Annotated in this window: 16 protein-coding genes; 7 read left to right on the top strand and 9 right to left on the bottom strand. The window is 71.7% G+C overall.

From position 1 onward, the window contains the following. Window positions 1-48: 48 nt before the first annotated feature. Together BMZ18_RS12400 and BMZ18_RS12395 are read left to right on the top strand one after the other, a co-directional pair. Window positions 49-672, top strand: a complete 624-nt coding sequence (locus tag BMZ18_RS12400; protein ID WP_068363866.1) for a hypothetical protein — start codon at window positions 49-51, stop codon at window positions 670-672. Between the two features lie 40 nt (window positions 673-712). Next, complete coding sequence (locus tag BMZ18_RS12395) at window positions 713-1,741, top strand: NADPH:quinone reductase (protein WP_068363863.1); 1,029 nt, start codon at window positions 713-715, stop codon at window positions 1,739-1,741. Between the two features lie 44 nt (window positions 1,742-1,785). Here the strand turns inward: BMZ18_RS12395 and BMZ18_RS12390 are convergent, their stop codons facing one another. The 7 genes from BMZ18_RS12390 to BMZ18_RS12360 all read right to left on the bottom strand — a co-directional run bounded on the left by BMZ18_RS12390 (window position 1,786) and on the right by BMZ18_RS12360 (window position 6,779). Then, window positions 1,786-2,316: a hypothetical protein gene (locus tag BMZ18_RS12390; RefSeq protein WP_139203954.1), complete on the bottom strand. Its 531-nt coding sequence runs from the start codon at window positions 2,314-2,316 to the stop codon at window positions 1,786-1,788. An 85-nt stretch (window positions 2,317-2,401) separates the two neighbouring features. Beyond that, window positions 2,402-2,908 (bottom strand): mycothiol transferase, encoded by a 507-nt coding sequence (locus tag BMZ18_RS12385; RefSeq protein WP_068363857.1) that lies wholly within the window; start codon window positions 2,906-2,908, stop codon window positions 2,402-2,404. A gap of 76 nt (window positions 2,909-2,984) precedes the next feature. Beyond that, window positions 2,985-4,493 (bottom strand): signal peptidase I, encoded by a 1,509-nt coding sequence (locus BMZ18_RS12380; RefSeq protein WP_068363854.1) that lies wholly within the window; start codon window positions 4,491-4,493, stop codon window positions 2,985-2,987. Further along, window positions 4,486-5,016, bottom strand: coding sequence for a SipW-dependent-type signal peptide-containing protein (locus BMZ18_RS12375; RefSeq protein ID WP_068363851.1), 531 nt, complete (start codon window positions 5,014-5,016; stop codon window positions 4,486-4,488). The genes BMZ18_RS12380 and BMZ18_RS12375 overlap by 8 nt, the downstream gene beginning before the upstream one ends. Further along, complete coding sequence (locus BMZ18_RS12370; RefSeq protein ID WP_068363848.1) at window positions 5,013-5,600, bottom strand: signal peptidase I; 588 nt, start codon at window positions 5,598-5,600, stop codon at window positions 5,013-5,015. Before BMZ18_RS12370 ends, BMZ18_RS12375 begins: the two co-directional genes overlap by 4 nt. Further along, entirely contained in the window at window positions 5,597-6,163 is a 567-nt protein-coding gene (locus tag BMZ18_RS12365; protein WP_139203952.1) for a hypothetical protein, read from the bottom strand. The genes BMZ18_RS12370 and BMZ18_RS12365 overlap by 4 nt, the downstream gene beginning before the upstream one ends. A gap of 67 nt (window positions 6,164-6,230) precedes the next feature. Then, on the bottom strand, window positions 6,231-6,779 hold the full coding sequence (locus BMZ18_RS12360; protein WP_068363843.1) for an alternate-type signal peptide domain-containing protein: 549 nt from the start codon (window positions 6,777-6,779) through the stop codon (window positions 6,231-6,233). A 219-nt stretch (window positions 6,780-6,998) separates the two neighbouring features. On the opposite strand from BMZ18_RS12360, the gene BMZ18_RS12355 reads away from it, so the two are divergent. Both BMZ18_RS12355 and BMZ18_RS12350 read left to right on the top strand, forming a co-directional pair. Continuing rightward, window positions 6,999-7,820, top strand: coding sequence for a TspO/MBR family protein (locus BMZ18_RS12355; protein WP_068363841.1), 822 nt, complete (start codon window positions 6,999-7,001; stop codon window positions 7,818-7,820). A 41-nt stretch (window positions 7,821-7,861) separates the two neighbouring features. Beyond that, entirely contained in the window at window positions 7,862-9,418 is a 1,557-nt protein-coding gene (locus BMZ18_RS12350; protein ID WP_074922232.1) for an aldehyde dehydrogenase (NADP(+)), read from the top strand. 73 nt (window positions 9,419-9,491) lie between these two features. Here the strand turns inward: BMZ18_RS12350 and BMZ18_RS12345 are convergent, their stop codons facing one another. Both BMZ18_RS12345 and BMZ18_RS12340 read right to left on the bottom strand, forming a co-directional pair. After that, window positions 9,492-10,622, bottom strand: coding sequence for an acyl-CoA dehydrogenase family protein (locus tag BMZ18_RS12345; protein ID WP_068365951.1), 1,131 nt, complete (start codon window positions 10,620-10,622; stop codon window positions 9,492-9,494). Window positions 10,623-10,644: 22 nt separating this feature from the next. Continuing rightward, complete coding sequence (locus BMZ18_RS12340; RefSeq protein ID WP_068150095.1) at window positions 10,645-11,820, bottom strand: acyl-CoA dehydrogenase family protein; 1,176 nt, start codon at window positions 11,818-11,820, stop codon at window positions 10,645-10,647. Between the two features lie 135 nt (window positions 11,821-11,955). Here BMZ18_RS12340 and BMZ18_RS12335 point away from each other — a divergent pair, with 135 nt between their 5' ends. The 3 genes from BMZ18_RS12335 (at window position 11,956) to BMZ18_RS12325 (ending at window position 17,179) form a co-directional block, all read left to right on the top strand. Next, on the top strand, window positions 11,956-12,558 hold the full coding sequence (locus BMZ18_RS12335) for a histidine phosphatase family protein (protein ID WP_074922215.1): 603 nt from the start codon (window positions 11,956-11,958) through the stop codon (window positions 12,556-12,558). Between the two features lie 111 nt (window positions 12,559-12,669). Beyond that, window positions 12,670-14,229, top strand: a complete 1,560-nt coding sequence (locus BMZ18_RS12330; protein ID WP_068364400.1) for a S1C family serine protease — start codon at window positions 12,670-12,672, stop codon at window positions 14,227-14,229. Between the two features lie 76 nt (window positions 14,230-14,305). Further along, window positions 14,306-17,179, top strand: coding sequence for an AfsR/SARP family transcriptional regulator (locus tag BMZ18_RS12325; RefSeq protein WP_139203951.1), 2,874 nt, complete (start codon window positions 14,306-14,308; stop codon window positions 17,177-17,179). Window positions 17,180-17,260 lie beyond the last annotated feature (81 nt).

Raw genomic sequence — 17,260 nt, 5'->3', positions numbered from 1 at the left:
TCCCCGACCGGTCCCCGCCGATACCCCCCCAACACGAAGGACACGACCATGACCGCTCCGTCCCGTACCGCCGGCCCCACCCGTCTCGTCGAGACGCGTCCGGACACCGCACCCGCGTCGACCGTTCGGACCACCGGCGCTCTGCTGGCCGTCGGCACAGTCGCCTGGGCCGTCGGCATGGCGATCGCCGGCGACCACGAGGGTTTCGGATGGCAGTCGCTGCTCGGCGGCGCCACCGCCCTGCTCTTCCAGGCCGGCATCGCCCGGCTCCTGCTGTTGCAGTACCGGACCGCGGCCATGGGCGACGGACCCCTCGCCCGCGGCGTCTATCGCCTGCAGTTCCTGTTCCTCGCGGGGGCGGTGGTGTCGACGCTGCTGGACGCGTTCTGGCTGCTGCACGGCACACCCGTGTGGATGGCGTTCGACCTCTGCTGGCCGTTGTCCATGGCGACGATGGTCGGCATCGGTGTCCGCGTGGCCATCGCCGGCCGCTGGACCGGCAGCATCCGGTGGACGACGCTGTGGGCGCAGTCCTGGTTCGTCACCTCGATTCCGGTGGTCCTGATCGTGCGCGACGCCGGTCTGTGGGTCGCCTCCGCCCAGCTGATCTCCGGGTACGCCCTGCTCGGTCTGCTCCTCGCCCGCCACGAGACGGTGCGGACGGGCGCCTAGGCAGGAACACCAGCGGGGGTCGCGGTGGTTGGGACCGGACATGAAGGCAATCGTCTACACCGAAACCGGTGACCCGTCCGTCCTGACCGCCGTCGACCGCCCGGTCGCCGACCCCGGTACCGGCGAGGTGCGTGTGCGCCTCGCCGTCGCCGGGGTCAACCCGACGGACTGGAAATCCCGCACCGGCGCCGGCCCCGGACAGAAGCCCGCGTTCGACGAGGTGGTCCCCGGCCAGGACGGCGCCGGCGTGGTCGACGCCGTGGGGCCCGAGGTGGCCGGCCTCGGCGTCGGTGACCGCGTCTGGCTTCTCCTCGCGCAGCACCAGCGCCCCACCGGAACCGCCGCCGAGTACACCGTGGTCCCGTCCGACCGGGTGGTGCGCCTTCCCGACGACGTCTCCTTCGACCTCGGCGCCTCGCTGGGCGTCCCGGCCGTCACCGCCCACCGCGCGCTGACCGTCGCCGAGGACGGCCCCGACCGGCTGCACCCCGGTGCCCTGTCCGGGAAGACCGTGCTGGTCGCCGGCGGCGCCGGTGCCGTCGGCCACGCCGCGATCCAGCTGGCGCGCTGGGCGGGCGGCACCGTGATCACCACCGTCAGCGGACCCGAGAAGGGCACGCTGGCGACGGCTGCGGGCGCCCACCACGTGGTGAACTACCGCACCGAGGACGCCGCGAGCCGCATCCGCGAGATCGCGCCGGACGGGGTCGACCTGATCGTCGAGGTCGCACCCGCCCAGAACGCCGAACTGAACGTGGCCGTCGCCGCGCCGCGGGCATCGATCGCGATCTACGCGAACAACGGCGGCGACGCAGTCACCCTCGACATCCGTCCCAGCATGGTCGGCAACCTGCGCTACCAGTTCGTGCTGCTCTACACCGTCGGCACCGCGGCCCTCGAGGCGGCGAAGCACGACGTCGCGAATGCCGTTGCGGCGGGCGCACTCCCGGTGGGCGAGGAGCACGGTCTGCCGCTCCACCGCTACACGCTGGACCGCACCGCCGACGCCCACGCCGCGGTCGAGAACGGCGCGACCGGCAAGGTGCTCGTCGACATCGCGTCGATCTGACGGCGTCCCGTTCGACACCTGACCGGTTCACGTGACCGGTGCGGTCAGGCCCACTCCACGGACTCGGCGGACGCGACGTCGTTCAGCACCGCGGTGACGACCGGTGCGAGCGGCGTCCGCACCCGCTCGGCCAGCACCACCGCCACGGCCGACGAGACGCGCAGGGCCACGTACGGCACCAGCCGGTCGACGGGCGTGACCGTCGGCGCGTCCGCGGGGTCCTGACTGCCGGTCTCCGCCGAGTCGGCATCGTGCCGCACCGGCTCCGGGTGGATTCCCAGCGTGCCGAGCACGACTGCGACGACGTCGGTCGGGTCGAGGCTCGGATCACGCTGGGCCACCTGCCGCACCAGACCGGAGACGTCGTCGGCATCGACACCGTCCGCGAACGCGGCTTCGAGCAGCATCCGGAGCATGCCCGCGAACACGTCCTCGACGCGGACGGGCATCGCCACCAGCGCCGCGACCGCAGGGTCGGTGTCCTCCGGGTCCCGCGCGATCGCCGTGGTCAGCCGGAGCACGGCGTCGGCGAGGTCGTGGGCAGCGGGCGGCCAGGACGCGGGCCAGGTGGTCATGAGGAGGGTCCCTTCGTGGTGGGCCGGGCGGCCCACCCGGGCCGCGAGGGCCACACCCTCGCACGGCCCACCGACAGCGGCCCGCCTACCGGCGTTCCAGGACCCCGCGCACGTAGGCCGCCTGTCCGGCGTGCTGCAGATCGTCCGACAGCACGCTCACCAAGCGAACGGCGAGCGTGACCGGAGGGTCCCAGTTCTCGTCGACGACGCGGTCGAGATCCTCGGCGGACACCCCGCGGAGGTAGTCGACGGTGCGGTCGTGGACCGCGTCGACGTACTCGAGCAGCAGGTCGGCGGGGGCCACGACCGCAGCGACGTCGTCGCTCGACTGGCCGTACCCGATGTCGCCGTCGTCGAACGGGAGGCCGAACCGGGCGGCGAAGCCCGCCGAGGTATGGACCTGCTCGGACCCCGCGACGCCCGCGATGTGATCGTCCTGCACGCGGGCGAGATGCCAGACCAGCCACGCGATGGTGTTGGCCTCCGGATCCAGCCGCGCGGTGAGGGCGTCGTCGCTCACCCCGTCGAGGGTGGCGTGCACCGTCTCCTTCACCCGCTCGAATCCGTCGATCAGGACACCTCTGTGGTCCACCGCTGACTCCTCTCACCGATGCGCGCTCGCGCATGCTCCTCGTCGGGAGTGCCCGAGCGGCGGCGCGCTCACACGCCTACAGCAGCGCCCGGATGTCGGTGGGGAGCGACTCGGTGGACGCCGGTCCGGCGCTCGCCGTCCCGTTCCCGACGACGATGCGGGTGACACCGGCGTCCGAGAGCACGTAGAGATCACCCGTCGACGACCACACGACGCCGGTGCCGTAGCGGGCGCTGGTGGTGACGGGCCGGGTGAGCAGCGTCGCCCCCGACGCGTCGGTGACCGTCAACGTGCCGCCGGAGACCGAGGCCGTGGCGCCCCCGCTGGACGACGAGCCCCCCTCGGCGACGAACGCACTCGCCGGCGGCGGTGGCGGGGTGGTGCTGGTGGGCGGTGTCGAGGTGGTCGGTTGGGTCGGAGCCGCGCTCGCGGAGGACGACGGGCCGGGCGTGGCCGCGCCGGGAGACGTCGACGCGGTCGTCGGCGTAGTCGTCGTGGTGGGCGGGGCGGTGGTCGAGGGTCCGGACGTCGCGGTCGAGGTCGGACCGGACAGCGCCTGCGCTCCGAACGACCGCACCGGGGCACTCGAGACGCCCCCGGCACCGGGTGTTTTGCAGGTCAGGCCGGTCACCGCGCCGTACGTCACGGTCTGCGAGACGGCGGACCCCGACGTCCACGTCCCGAGGACGGTGACGACGTCCACGACACGATCGCCGGACAGGAACAATCCGCCGAGAAAGGACCTGTTCAAGTCGAACGTGACCGGATCCGTGGTCGACGGCACCACCTGTGCCGTACTCCCGCGGAGTCCGAGCCGGTACTCCGGGGTCGCGCCGGGGATGCTCACCCGGGGGAACGTCAGCCTGACCGTATTGGAGCTCACGGGGTCGCACCGAAGAGTGGCGGGCGGAGACAACGTCACCGCCGCCACCTGGACGGACACCTGCGCGCTGTCCGACAACGCCGCGACCGTACCGTCGGTGCGGCCGACGGACGGCACGACGATCACGGCGACCAACGCCGCCCCCGCGGTCGCCGCAACACGATGTCGCCCACGGGAACTGCTCGGCGCCGGCACGTCCGGCCGCACGATCAGCACCACCAGTCCGACGGCGAGCAGCGCGCCGACCACCCACGCGACGGGCGTCGCCAACCACGATGCGGCGTAGCCGAGTACGGGAACATGGCCGACGACGCGGTCGATGTCGGCGACCACGTACGGGTCGGCGTCGGGGGCGTCGTTCGCGTCCCCTCGCAGGATCAGCGTGGCGGTGTCGCCGTGGACGGAGTCGACTCGCTCGACGCGGTGGGTGATGCGTGAGCCGTCGGTGCGCAGCACGCTCACCACGTCTCCCTCGGCCACCTCCGACGCTGGTACGTCACGGGCGACGGCGAGGGAGCCCGTGGGAATAGCCGGTTCCATGGAGCCGGAGCGAAACACCAAGGGCGTCAGTGAGAACAGTGTCGCGCACAGCGCGAAGGTCAGCGACAGCGCGCCGAGCACCGCGATGACCGACAGGGCGCGGTCGAGGGGCCGCGGCAGCGGACGGGATGCGTCGACGTCCGTCGGTTCCGACTCAGGCACTGCCCACCCCCGTCGCGGTGAAGGTGACCGTCGCCGTGCCGGTCTGCCCCTGCGCCGTGGTGGGCGCGGTCGACGAGAGCGTCAGCTGGACGCACAACGGATCGGACGCGCCGCTCGCCGTGCGTCGCGCCGTGCCCGTGACCACGGCCGTTCCGGGGCACGTGCCGTCGGCGGCCACCGTCGCGCCGGGGCGGACGGTGACGGCGAGGTTCGCGCCGAGCGTTCCGCTCGCGGCCGCGGCGGTGGTGTAGTCGAATCCGATCGACCCCACGTTGCTCACGGTCACGATCGTCGCGCGAGACTGGCCGGGCACCAGCGTGTTCGGGGTCAGAGAGATGGTCGTCGGAGTCGGGGCGCCCTCGCTGCCGTTGACCTTGATGTCGACGTGGCCCGTGACGAAGTTGCCGGACGTCGTGGTCGTCGAGGCCGACCACGCGGCCAGCGTGCCCACCGATCCGAGGCCGAGCACCGCCCCCAACGCGAGGACCGCCCGCAGACGAACGGAGGACCGCGCCGAGATCACGCGGACCCGCCCGACGTGCGGCGGGCGCGGAACGCTCCCGCGAACTGGGCGAGGGCGTAGACGCCCAGGGCACCGGCGGCGATCGCCACGACTGTGGTGCGGGTGCTGCCGGTGAGCCACGTGTTCACATGTCCCAGATAGGGAACCGAGTACCACACCGCGCCGCGGATCTGGCCGGGTTGCACGGCGGGCTCGTCCGGCTGGGGGTTGTTGTCGCCCTGCGTGACGAAGACGCGGTCCCCGTCCCGGTCCAGCCCGGTCGAGATGATGCGGTGTGTGACGACGTCGGGCTCACCGGACCGGATCTGGTAGGTGACCGCTTGACCGACGCCGTACGTGTCGGCCGGCCGCACCACGACCAGCGTGCCGGGCGGGTAGGTCGGCTTCATCGACTGGGTGAGAATCGTGTACGGCTGCGCCCCGGCCAGTTTCGGCACCACGACGGCCGCGGACACCACCGCGAGTACCGCCAACAGGAGAACCCACGAGAGCACGGTGCGGACCCACCACCATGCGCCGGTGTCCGTGTCGAGGTTCCGACCCGCGTCCGGGTCGGTGTCGGGCCGAGCATGTTTCGGGGTCATCGCACCTGCTCCACGGCGAAGGCGAAACGGTGCTGGTAGGTCACCGACGCCGTCGTGGGCGCTGCAGTGAGAGTCGTTCGAACGCACCATGTCTGACTGTCGCCGCGACCGAGTTCCTGCCAGATACCCACCACGCCCTGGGTGGGCGCGGTCGCGGTAAACGTGGGAAACGCCGACCCCATTCCGGTCGTGGCGGTGCACGCCTCCGCGTCGGTCACCACGGCGCCGGCCAGCGACACCGTGACGCCTCCCGTGGTCCCTGCCGACGTCACTGTCGGTCCCCCGTTCGTCAGGCGGAACCGCAGCGGCGCGGTGCCGGTGTTGGTGATCGTCAGGGGCGCCTGCACCGCCTGGTTCACGAGCACCGGGTTCTTGGCCAACGCGGTGAACGTGTACGTGCTTCCGCTGCCGGCACCGGTGGACAACCCCAGCGAACCGGCGCGCAGGGTGGCGCCGGGCACCGCTTCGCTGTCGCGCCACAACGCGCCGGTGGTCTGCACCGACGCGAACGTCAACCCGGCGGCGGCCAGCACGGCCGCCGCCGTCCACACCCTGCGGGACACGGTGATTCACCTCGTCTCGGGACGGATGCGTCCCGCGTCGTCGAGCCGGACCAGGCAGACCGGACCTCTAGGTTCGGGCCGACTGCTGCAGGTTGATCCGAAATCCGGACAGGTTGACCGTGTCGTTGGTGCCCACCTGATTCGGCGTGGTCTCGACGAACGTGACCCGCGCGACCACGTCGACGACGCGGCCGTTGTCCGCCTCGGTGATCTGGTTGCCGGCCAACGGCGTTCCGTTGTAGGTCGTGGTGAGAGTGACCGGGGTGTTCGCCTCGTTCAGGTCCCCGCTCCGCGTCACGCTGTTGGGGTCCGCCGTGAGAACGGCGCGCAAGTTCTCGCCGTCGGCGCTCACCCGGTACGACGCGCGGTACTCGAGGACGTCTCCCGGCACCATGCGGAAGGTCGCCGGGTCGACCCCGCCTTCCGTGCTCGTCGCGCCGGGCGAGACATCGGTCCAGACGCCCTTCGCCACCGGCGCGATGTCCAGTTCGCCGGCGGTGATGGTGCCGCCCTGCACCGCCTCGTTGTCGCTCCACAGTGCGAAGCTGCCCGCCCCGCCGAGGAGCAGGACTCCGGCTGCGCCGGCGGCGAGTGCGCCCTTGGTGGTTCTGTTCATGTCGTCGTCTCTCCTGTCGTGTCGCCCCGACCCCGACCATCGATTCGCCATTGATGTACCCATTCGTTAACAACGAATCGCCATACGCGCCATTGTTGGACGAAGTCAGAACACCGCGGTTTTCGGTCGCGGCAATTCGGGCACTCCGAAGGTCACCGAACGACACGAAGGTCACCGAACGACACGAAGGTCACCGAACGACACGACCCCGGAGACGCCATGACCACGAAGACCACCCACGCCGGACGATCGGTCACCGCGCCGGACAGGCCCGGCGTGATGCTGGTGATCGTCAGCGCCCTGATCGCCGTGCTCGGCGGCTTCCTCGGTTCCGGCGCCGTGGTCGGGACACCCATCGCGGAGGCCGCCGGCGGCGCACTCAGCGCCACCGCGACGCTCGTGGCTCCGGCCGGTCCGGCGTTCTCGATCTGGTCCGTGATCTACGCGGGGCTGATCGCCTACGCGGTGTGGCAAGCGCTCCCGGCGCAGCAACGATCGGCACGGCAGCGAGTCCTGCGGCGCCCGGTCGCAGCCACCATGATCCTCAACGCCGCGTGGATCCTGGTGGTGCAGTGGGGCCAGGTGTTCCTCAGCGTGGTGGTCATCGTCGCTCTGCTGGCCTCGCTGGCCGTGGTGTTCGCACTGCTGATCCGGCATCCCGGCGAGCGAACCTCCACCGCGGCGACCGCCGTCGACACCGTGGTGACCGACGGGACGTTCGGCCTCTACCTCGGCTGGGTGAGCATCGCGACCGTCGCCAACACCAGTGCGTGGCTCGCGTCGATCGGCTGGACGGGAGGCGCCACCCTGTGGGCCGTCGTCGTGCTCGTCGTCGCCGCGCTCGTCGGACTGTTCCTCGCCCGTGTGTCGGGCGGTCGGATCGCCCAGGCCCTGTCGCTGTCCTGGGGGGCGTGGGTGGCGCAGGGGCGACTGGCCGGGGAGAACGTCGACACGGTGGTCGGATGGACGGCGGCCCTCGCGGCCGCGGTGGTGCTGGTGGGCACGCTCGCCCTGCGCGTCACCGCGCGACAGCGTCGCTGACCGTGGACGCCGACGCCCTGACCGCGCCCCTGGCCGGCGTGATGACCGTCGCCGGCGCGACCCGACGCGGCGCCGGCGAGACCGTCCACGGACGCAACCCCGCCACGGGCGAGACGTTGTCCCCCGCCTACCGCTACGGCAGCGCGGCCGACGTGGCCGACGCCTGCGCGGCCGCGGAGGACGCTGTCGACCTCGTTCGCGCCACCCCGACGGATCGTCGCGCACGGTTCCTGGAGGCGGTCGCCGAGCACCTCGAGGCCCTCGGCGAGACGGTGATCGACCGGGCGGCCGCCGAATCCGGCCTGCCCGTCGTGCGCCTCACCGGCGAGCTGGGCCGCACCACCGGGCAACTCCGGCTGTTCGCCGATGTGGTGCGCGAGGGCAGCTGGGCCGACGCCCATCTCGATCCGGCTCTGCCCCACCGCACTCCGCTCCCCCGACCCGACATCCGCCGCCGAGCCGTTCCGCTCGGCCCCGTGGCGGTGTTCGGGGCGAGCAACTTTCCGCTCGCGTTCTCGGTGGCCGGCGGCGACACCGCCTCCGCGCTCGCCGCCGGATGTCCGGTCGTCGTCAAGGCGCACGACGCCCACCCGGGCACGTCGGAATACGTCGCCCGCGCCGTCGTCGCCGCCGCGGACGCGACCGACATGCCTCCGGGCGTGTTCTCCCTGCTCTACGGCGACGGCCCCGGGCTCGGCACGGCGCTGGCCACGGATCCGCGCATCGCGGCCGTCGGCTTCACCGGATCGCGCTCTGCCGGAACCGCTCTGATGCGCGCGGCGGCCGGGCGCAAGGTCCCGATTCCGGTCTACGCGGAGATGAGCGCGGTCAACCCCGTGTTCCTGCTCCCGGGCGCACTGACAGCAGGAGGGGCGGAGCTCGGCCGCGCCTTCGTGGACTCCCTCACCCTCGGGGTCGGGCAGTTCTGCACCAACCCGGGGATAGTGGTGGCCGAGAACGGGCCCGGGCTCGACGCCTTCCTCGCCGCCGCGGCCGACGCGATCGCGGCCACCGAACCGGCCCCGATGCTGACGTCGGCCATCGCACGGAACTACGCCGCCGGAGTGGAGGCCCTGACGACGGTCGCCACCGAGATCGCCCGCGGCCCGGCGACCGACGCGCCGAACGCCGGACGCGCGGCGCTGTTCGCCGTCGACGCCGGCACCTTTCTCTCGGAATCAACGCTCCACGACGAGGTGTTCGGCGCGTCGGCCCTGGTGGTGCGGTGTGCTGATGCGACCGAGACGGAGCGGGTGGCCCGCGCGCTGGAGGGCCAGCTGACGGCCACCGTCCATGCCGACGACAGCGACCTGCCGACGGCCGGGCGATTGCTCGGCATTCTCGAACGCACGGCCGGTCGCATCCTGTTCGACGGGTGGCCGACGGGCGTCGAGGTCGGCCACGCGATGGTGCACGGCGGCCCGTATCCGGCGACATCGGACGGCCGCTCGACGTCCGCGGGCGCCCGAGCGATGGACCGATTCCTGCGCCCCGTCGCCTACCAGAACGTGCCCGCTGAACTGCTGCCGAGCGCGATCGCCGACGGCAATCCCGACGGCATCGTGCGTCGCGTCGACGGCCGGTTCACGCGCGACTGACGCGGCACGCCCCGAACGCACGAGCGGCCGGCGACCCCCGTGGGGATCGCCGGCCGACGTCGTGACGCAGGTGTCAGGACACCCCGAGCATCTCGTGGTCCTTGACCACCCCTGTGATGACCCGGAGGTGGTCGTCGACTCCACCGAGGGTGTGCTCAATGGCGGTCAGGCGCGAGAAGTAGTGTCCGACAGGGTATTCGTCGGTCACGCCGATGCCGCCGTGCAGCTGGATCGACTCCTGGCCGATCTGCCGGGCGGACCGCCCGATCTGCAGCTTCGCGCGGGAGGCCACCACGGGGTCCGCGGTGCCGTCGGCCAGCGACATGGTGGCGTAGAGCGCCATGCTGCGGGCCAGTTCCAGCTGGACGTACATGTCCGCCGCGCGGAACGTCAGCGCCTGGAACTTCGACAGCGGGACACCGAACTGCTTGCGCTGCTTGAGGTACTCGGTGGTCAGGCGCAGCGATTCCTCCATCGCGCCCAACGCCTCGGCCGCGAGCGCGGCCTGCGCGCGGACGTTCGAGGCGACGATCGCGGCGGTGGCGTCCCCACCGTCGCCGAGCGGCTCGGCTGCGGCTTCGGTGAACACGATCGAGGCCCCGCGCAGTCCGTCGTGCGTGCGGTACGGCGTGCGGGCGACCCCGTCGGCGTCCGCGTCGACGAGGAAGAGCCCCACACCGCCGGACGGCAAGGCGGCGCTGACGACGAGGTGGTTCGCCGAGTTCCCGTGCAGCACGGGGTTCTTGGTGCCCGAGACGGTGAACGAGCCGCCCGACTCGGATGCCGTGGTGGACACCTCGGCCGCGGGCCACCGACGGCCGGGCTCGGTGTGCGCGAACGCCAGCAGCGTCTGCCCCTCGGCGACCGAGGGCAGGATCCGCTGACGCTGCTCCGCGGAGCCGACCTCGGAGATCAGACCACCGGGGACGAGCACGCCGTCGAGCAGCGGCTCGGGAGCGAGGCGTCGACCGATCTCGGTCATCACCGCGAACGTCTCCACGGGGCCGGCGCCCATGCCGCCGTCCTCCTCCGCGAAACTGAGGCCGAGAAGACCGAGCTCGGCGAACTGCTTCCAGACCGACTCGGTCCAGCCGCGCTCGCTCTCCACGGCGGCCTTGCGCTTCTCGTTGTCGTAGCTGCGGCTCAGGACCTCACGGACGGTGTCCCGCAACAACTTCTGTTCGTCGTCCAGTTCGAATTGCATGTGACGTTCTCCTGCGTGAGGTCTAGAGGCCGAGGATGCCGGAGGCGATGATGGTGCGCTGCACCTCGTTCGAGCCGCCGTAGATGGAGGTCTTGCGGAAGTTCAGGTACGTCGGGGTGGCGCGCTGCGCCCATACCGGCGTCGGAATGTCCTCGCCCGCCTCGAACGGCAGCGAGTCCGGTCCCGCGACGTCCGTGAGGATCTCGGTGGCGAGCTGCTGCAGCTCGCTGCCGCGCAACTTGAGCACGGACGACGCCGGGTTCTCCTTGCCCTCGACGTAGCTCGACACGATGCGCAGCTGCGTCAGTTCCAGTGCGAGTACCTGGTTCTCGATCTCGGCGAACCGCGCGGCGAAGACCGGATCGTCGAGCAGGGTGCCGTCACCGACGGCGGTCTGCGCGGCAAGCTCCTTGGCACGGGCGAGCTTGGTCTTGGTGAAGCCGAGTCGGGTGATGCCGGTGCGCTCGTTGCTGAGCAGAAACTTCGCGTAGGTCCAGCCCGCGTTCTCCTCGCCGACGAGGTTCTCGGCGGGAACGCGCACGTTCTCGAACCACACCTCGTTGACCTCGTGGCCACCGTCGATGAGCTTGATGGGGCGCACGGTGATACCGGGGGTCTTCAGGTCCACCAGGATGAAGGAGATGCCGGCCTGCTTCTTCGGCGCATCGGGATTGGTCCGCGCGAGCACGAAGATCCAGTCCGCGTACTGACCGAGCGTCGTCCACGTCTTCTGCCCGTTGATGACGTACTCGTCGCCGTCCCTGATGGCGACGGTGCGCAGCGAGGCGAGGTCCGAGCCGGCCTCCGGCTCCGAGAAACCCTGGCACCACCAGATGTCCAGGTTCTGCGTCGGCGGCAGGAACTTCTGCTTCTGCTCCTCGCTGCCGAACGTCGCGATCACCGGCCCGACCATGGAGATGTTGAAGGCCAGCGGCTCCGGCACCGACGCGAGCTGCAGCTCGTCGAGCCAGATGTGGTGCTGCATCGGGGTCCAGTCCTTGCCGCCCCACTCGAGCGGCCAGTGCGGGCTGGCCATCCCGTGCTTGTTGAGGATCTGCAGCGTGGTGACCATGTCCTCGCGGGACAGTTCCTCGCCGGCGGCGTTCCGCTCGCGGATGTCGGCCGGGATCTCGGTCCGGAAGAAATTCCGCATCTCGTCGCGGAACGCGGCTTCGTCCTCGGTAAGTGCCAGGTTCATGAGTGACCTTTCACAGTCGGCATGTCGTCTGCTCTGCACCGTACTCCCCGGTAACTCCGGGGCGAAGGGGCGGTGACCAGGCACGCGGCCCGCCCGTCCGGTGACCCCGCCCGCCCCCGATACGCTGGGCCGACCATGCCCGAGACCCCGTCCCCCGACTCGACCCCGAACCACGTCACGGTCGCCCTGGTCCGCCACGGCGAAACCGACTGGAACCTCGAGGGCCGCTTGCAGGGCTCGTCGGACATTCCGCTGAACGACGAGGGCCGCCGCCAGGCCCGCGACGCGGGCATCACCCTCTCCGCCGGGTCGTGGGACGTCCTGGTGAGTTCGCCGCTGGTGCGCGCGGCGGAGACGGCGGACATCATCGGCCACGTCGTCGGGCTGACCCGCTCGGCGGACCACGACGACCTGGTCGAACGTCGGTTCGGCCACGCCGAGGGACTCACCGGGTACGAGGCGTGGGCCTACTGGCCCGACGGCCGCTATCCCGGCGGGGAGAGTCGCGCCGACCTGGCCGAACGCGGTCGCCGACGACTGGACCTGCTCGCCGAGGACCACCGCGGCCGGTCGGTGATCGCCGTCGCGCACGGCGGCGTCATCCGTGCGATCCTCGAGACGATCATCGGCCATCCGCCGCCGCGCATCTCCAACGCCGGCATCTCCGTCGTCGAGACCGACGGCGCGGGATGGACGGTGCGGACGATCGACTCGGTCCCGGTACGCCGCCGGCGGTAGCCGGCTCGTCGACACCGCCGGCGGTAGCCGGCTCGTCGACACCGCCGGCGCTTCTGACCCGAGAAGTCGGCTCCAAGCATTCTCCAAGCAGGTCCGTGCACGGTCTGCACCATGACCACACCACGCACTGGCGCTGCGTTCGCCGCGCTCGCCGTCACCACACTGGCCCTGTCCGCCTGTTCGTTCTCCGTCGGCACCGGTTCCGGATCCGCCGCGTCCGACGGGGCGGTGCCCTTCGACCGTCTGCAGGACGCCACGATCCAGCTCGAGGCACGCGGCTCGTTCGTCTCGCCCGAGGAGGGCGGGTACGAGTCGGCCGGCCGCGGATCGGGTGTCATTCTCTCCGCCGACGGCTACGCCCTGACCAACAACCACGTCGTCACCGGCGCCGGCACTCTCGACGTGTGGCGCGGCGGGGATCAGTCGACGACGCTGTCGGCCCGCATCGTCGCCTCGTCGGAATGCATGGATCTGGCGGTGGTGAAACTCGACGCGACGGACCTGCCGTACGTGGGGTTCCACGAGGGCCCCATCGCTGTCGCGGACGAGGTCTACGCGGCCGGTTATCCCCTGGGGGACCCCACGTTCACGATGACCAAGGGCATCGTCTCCAAGGCGGACACCCCCGCCGACACCCCGTGGGCCTCGCTGGACCACGTCATCGAGCACGACGCGAAGATCCGCAGCGGCAATTCCGGTGGACCTCTCGTCGACACCGACGGTCGCCTGGTCGGCGTCAACTACGCCGGGAGCGACACCAACGACACCAACCTGGCCATTCACCGCGACGACGTGCAGAAGATCGTCGAGAAGCTCCGGGCCGGGGAGAACGTGCTCAGCATCGGCATCAACGGCGAGGCGCTCGTCGACGACTCCGGCGAGGGTGCCGGCATCTGGGTGAATTCGGTGGCCTCCGGGTCCGCAGCGGACGAGACCGGCATCCGCCCCGGGGACATCCTCACCTCGATGGAGGGCGTCACCCTGGGCACCGACGGCACGCTGAAGGAGTACTGCGACGTGCTGCAGACCCACGGCACCGACTCGGCCCTGGCCGTCGAGGTGTACCGACCGGACGAGGGGACCTACCTGCGCGGCCGCGTCAACGGCACGCCGCTCGAGGCGACCACGACCATCTCGAGCAGCGTCGCCGGCGTGGCCGGGTCGACCACCGCGCAGACGAGCGTGGACACCACCGGCTTCACCACGGTGACCGACGATTCCGGCGTCGTGAGCGTCGACGTTCCGGCCGAATGGAACCAGGTGGACGGCACCCAGTTCGAGGACGACCGCGGCAACCGGTACTACGGCGTCGAGGCGTCGAGCGATCTGGCCACCTACCAGGGGGGCTGGGGCGCGGTGGGCGCGTCGGTCCTGGCGTCGGACACGGCGGTGCGCACGTCGTCCCCGGAGGACCTGCTGACCTGGGCGGGGAAGTCCCTGCCCGAGTCCGGCTGCACGTCGAAGGGCCGCCAGCCCTACTCCGACGCCCTGCACACCGGCACCTTCGAGGTGTGGGAGAACTGCGGACCCGAGAAGGCGAAGTACATGCTGGTCGGCGCCGCGGCGGACAGCGGCGAGTACCTGGTGCTGGTGGCGGTGCAGGCGAACTCGGCGGACGACGTCGCCGCGGCCGACCGGGTGGTCAATTCCTTCGCGGTGGACATGACCTGACCTCGCGGTTCCCGGACACCGACCGGGGAGCACGATTCGAGTGGCGCCGCGCCGGGAGAGATCTACTATTCCCGGCGTGGCGCCCGTTCCGTCCGGTCCTCCCCCCGTCGTGGTGCGGGTGCTCGGCGCCCTCATCGCGGAGGTCGACGGCGCCCCGGTGTCACTCGGTGGTCCCCGCCCCCGCGCGGTGCTCGCCCGTCTCGCCGTCGCCGACGGTCGCATGGTGACCGACGACGCGCTCATCGAGGACGTCTGGGGCGACGGCGCTCCGCGCACCGCCCTGCTCACCCTGCAGGGCTACATCTCGTCGCTGCGCAAGTCGCTCGACCCGGCGAACGCGCGAGGCGGGCTCGGCGCCCGCGTCCTCGTCCGGGACGGGCCCGGGTACGCGCTGCGCCTGCCGCCCGGGGGCCTGGACGCGGCCGTCTTCGCGACCCTGGCCGCCGAGGCCCGGACTGCGCTCGGCCGCGGGGAGGCCGAGACGGCGGCGCGGTTGCTCGACGACGCACTGGCCCTGTGGCGCGGCCCGGCCTACGTGGACTGTCTCGATCGGGAGTTCGCCGCACCCGATATCGCCCGGTTGACCGCGTTGCGGCACGGCGCGACCGAGGACCGCGCCGCCGCGGCCCTGGTGCTCGGCAACCACACCCGCGCCGTCGCGATGGCCGAAGCCCACACCCGTGAGCACCCGCTCCGCGAGCGCGGGTGGGTCCTGCTGGCGGCCGCGCTCTACCGATCCGGACGCCAGGGCGACGCCTCCACGGCGCTGCGCACGGCGCGGCGCACGTTGGCCGACGAACTCGGCGCCGACCCGGGACCCGACCTCGTCGCCCTCCAGGACGCGGTGCTGCGACAGGACGACGCCGGGGTGGCGGCCGTCCTGCCCACGCCGGTCACGACCTCCCCCGCACGTCGGCACCGCCGGGTTCCGGTGCCGCTGACCCCGACCGTCGGCCGGGAGGACGACGTCCGGACGGTCGCCGACGCCCTGCGCGACCACCGGTCCGTGACGCTGACCGGACCGGGTGGGATGGGCAAGACCCGCCTCGCCCTCGAGGTCGCGGGCCGTCGCGACGATCCGGACGGGCCGTGGTTCGTGGAACTCGCCGGTCTCCCCGGGCGGTCGGCCGACGAGGCGGGACCGGACGTCGGAGCGGACCCGGCCGGCGCCGTCGCCACCGCGCTCGGTGTGACGAGCGGCCGGGGCGTCGACGCGTTGGTCGCGGTCCTCGCGGATCGCCGTGCCCTGCTGGTGCTGGACAACTGCGAGCACGTCGCGGATTCCGTCGCCGTCCTGGTGTCCGAGATCCTCCGATCGTGCCCCGGCATGACCGTGCTGGCGACCAGCCGCGTCAGCCTGGGGACGCCCGGTGAATTCGTCCACGAGACACCACCTCTGGCCACCACCGGCGACGGACCGGCGGTGGAACTGTTCCTCGCACGCGCCTCCGACGCCACCGGCGGCGCGCCGGCCACCGAGGACGATCGACTCGCGGCGGCCCGCCTCTGCGAAGGTCTCGACGGCATGCCGCTGGCCATCGAACTCGCTGCGGCACAGGCACGCACGTTGTCGGTGCAGCAGCTGCTCGATCACCTCGACGATCGGCTGGCGGTGTTGCGGGGCGGCTCGCGCGCGACCCCGCGGCACGCCACGATGGCCGCGGCGGTCGAGTGGTCCTACCGTTCTCTCACCGACGGCGAGAAGCTGCTGTTCACCGAGCTCGGCATCTTCGAGGGCGGCTTCGATCTGGAGGCGATCACGGCCGTCGTCGATCGGCGCGATGCGGTCCTGGATCTCGCTCCGCTGGTGGAGAAGTCGTTGGTCAAGGCCCTCGGCGGGCACCCGCGTCGGTACCGCATGCTCGAGACCCTGCGCAGCTACGCCGCGTTTGTGCGGGACCACGACGTCACCGCGCGGGTTCGGCGTCGGCACGTGCAGTGGGTGACCGACCTCGCCGACGCCGCGTACGTGGAACTGCGCGGCCCGCGTGCGGCGCAGTGGATGGACCGCCTGGACCGGGAGATGCCGAACGTTCGTGCCGCACTGGAGTACTGCGCGGACGACCTCGAGACCCACCTGCACATCGCCGGTGGTCTGTACTGGTTCTGGTATCGGCGCGGGCACGTCGCGGAGGGCCTCCGCTACCTGGAACCGGCGATGAAGGCCCGCGATCTACCCGCCGCGGTGACCGTGCGCGCGGTCGCGGGGCTGACTATCACGCGCTATCTCGCCGGCGACATCGCGGGGCTGATGGAATCCTTCGGCCGACTCGCGGAACTCGAGCCGACCACCGTGGGCGATCCCGTGCCACGGTCCGACGCCCTGGTGGCGCTGGCCTATTTCGAGGCGGGGGCCGGACTGGTCGAGCCCGCGCTGACCCATGCCGCCGACGCCGTCGTGCTCGCCCGCGAGCTCGGGGCGCCGTACTCGGAGGCGGAGGCGTTGATGAGCACCGGCACGGCGTGGCTGCGTGCCGGTGACGCGGACCGGGCCCACGACTTCCTGGCACGGGCGATCGGCGTCGCCACGACGTCGGGCTACCGCTGGTGCGAGGCATCGGCGCTGTGGCTGGACGCCAAGGTCTCGCTCGCCGAGCACGACGACGACCGCGCCGTGGCGTCCCTCGTCCGCATGATCGACGCGTGCGAGGAGGCCGCGGACACGACGTCGACGATGGTCGGGCTCATGACGCTCGCCTACGCCCTGTTCCGCCGCGGCCACGTCGAGGACGCGGCGGCGTTGCGCGCCGTCGTCGACCTCCGGAGCGAGTCCATCGGGTACTGGCCCGCGGCGATGGATCCGGTCGACCTCGGGCCCTACGTGGCCGAGCTGACGGAGTCGATCCCCGCCGACACGGCCGCCGCCGCGGTGGCGACCGCCCGTGCCGCGGCGGAGGGCAGGGACGGGACGTCGGACCTCGTCGAGGACATTCTGCAGCGCTGCAGGTGAGAGCGTCGACCGTCGTTCGCATGGGTCACGATGGCGTAACGAAGGCGATCGCCGTCCCGCTCGATGCCACGATTCCGACCC

The organism is Rhodococcoides kroppenstedtii, from assembly GCF_900111805.1.
Lineage (GTDB): Bacteria > Actinomycetota > Actinomycetes > Mycobacteriales > Mycobacteriaceae > Rhodococcoides > Rhodococcoides kroppenstedtii.
The sequence above is the reverse complement of the archived record's forward strand: the minus strand, read 5'-3'. Positions and strand labels throughout refer to the sequence as shown.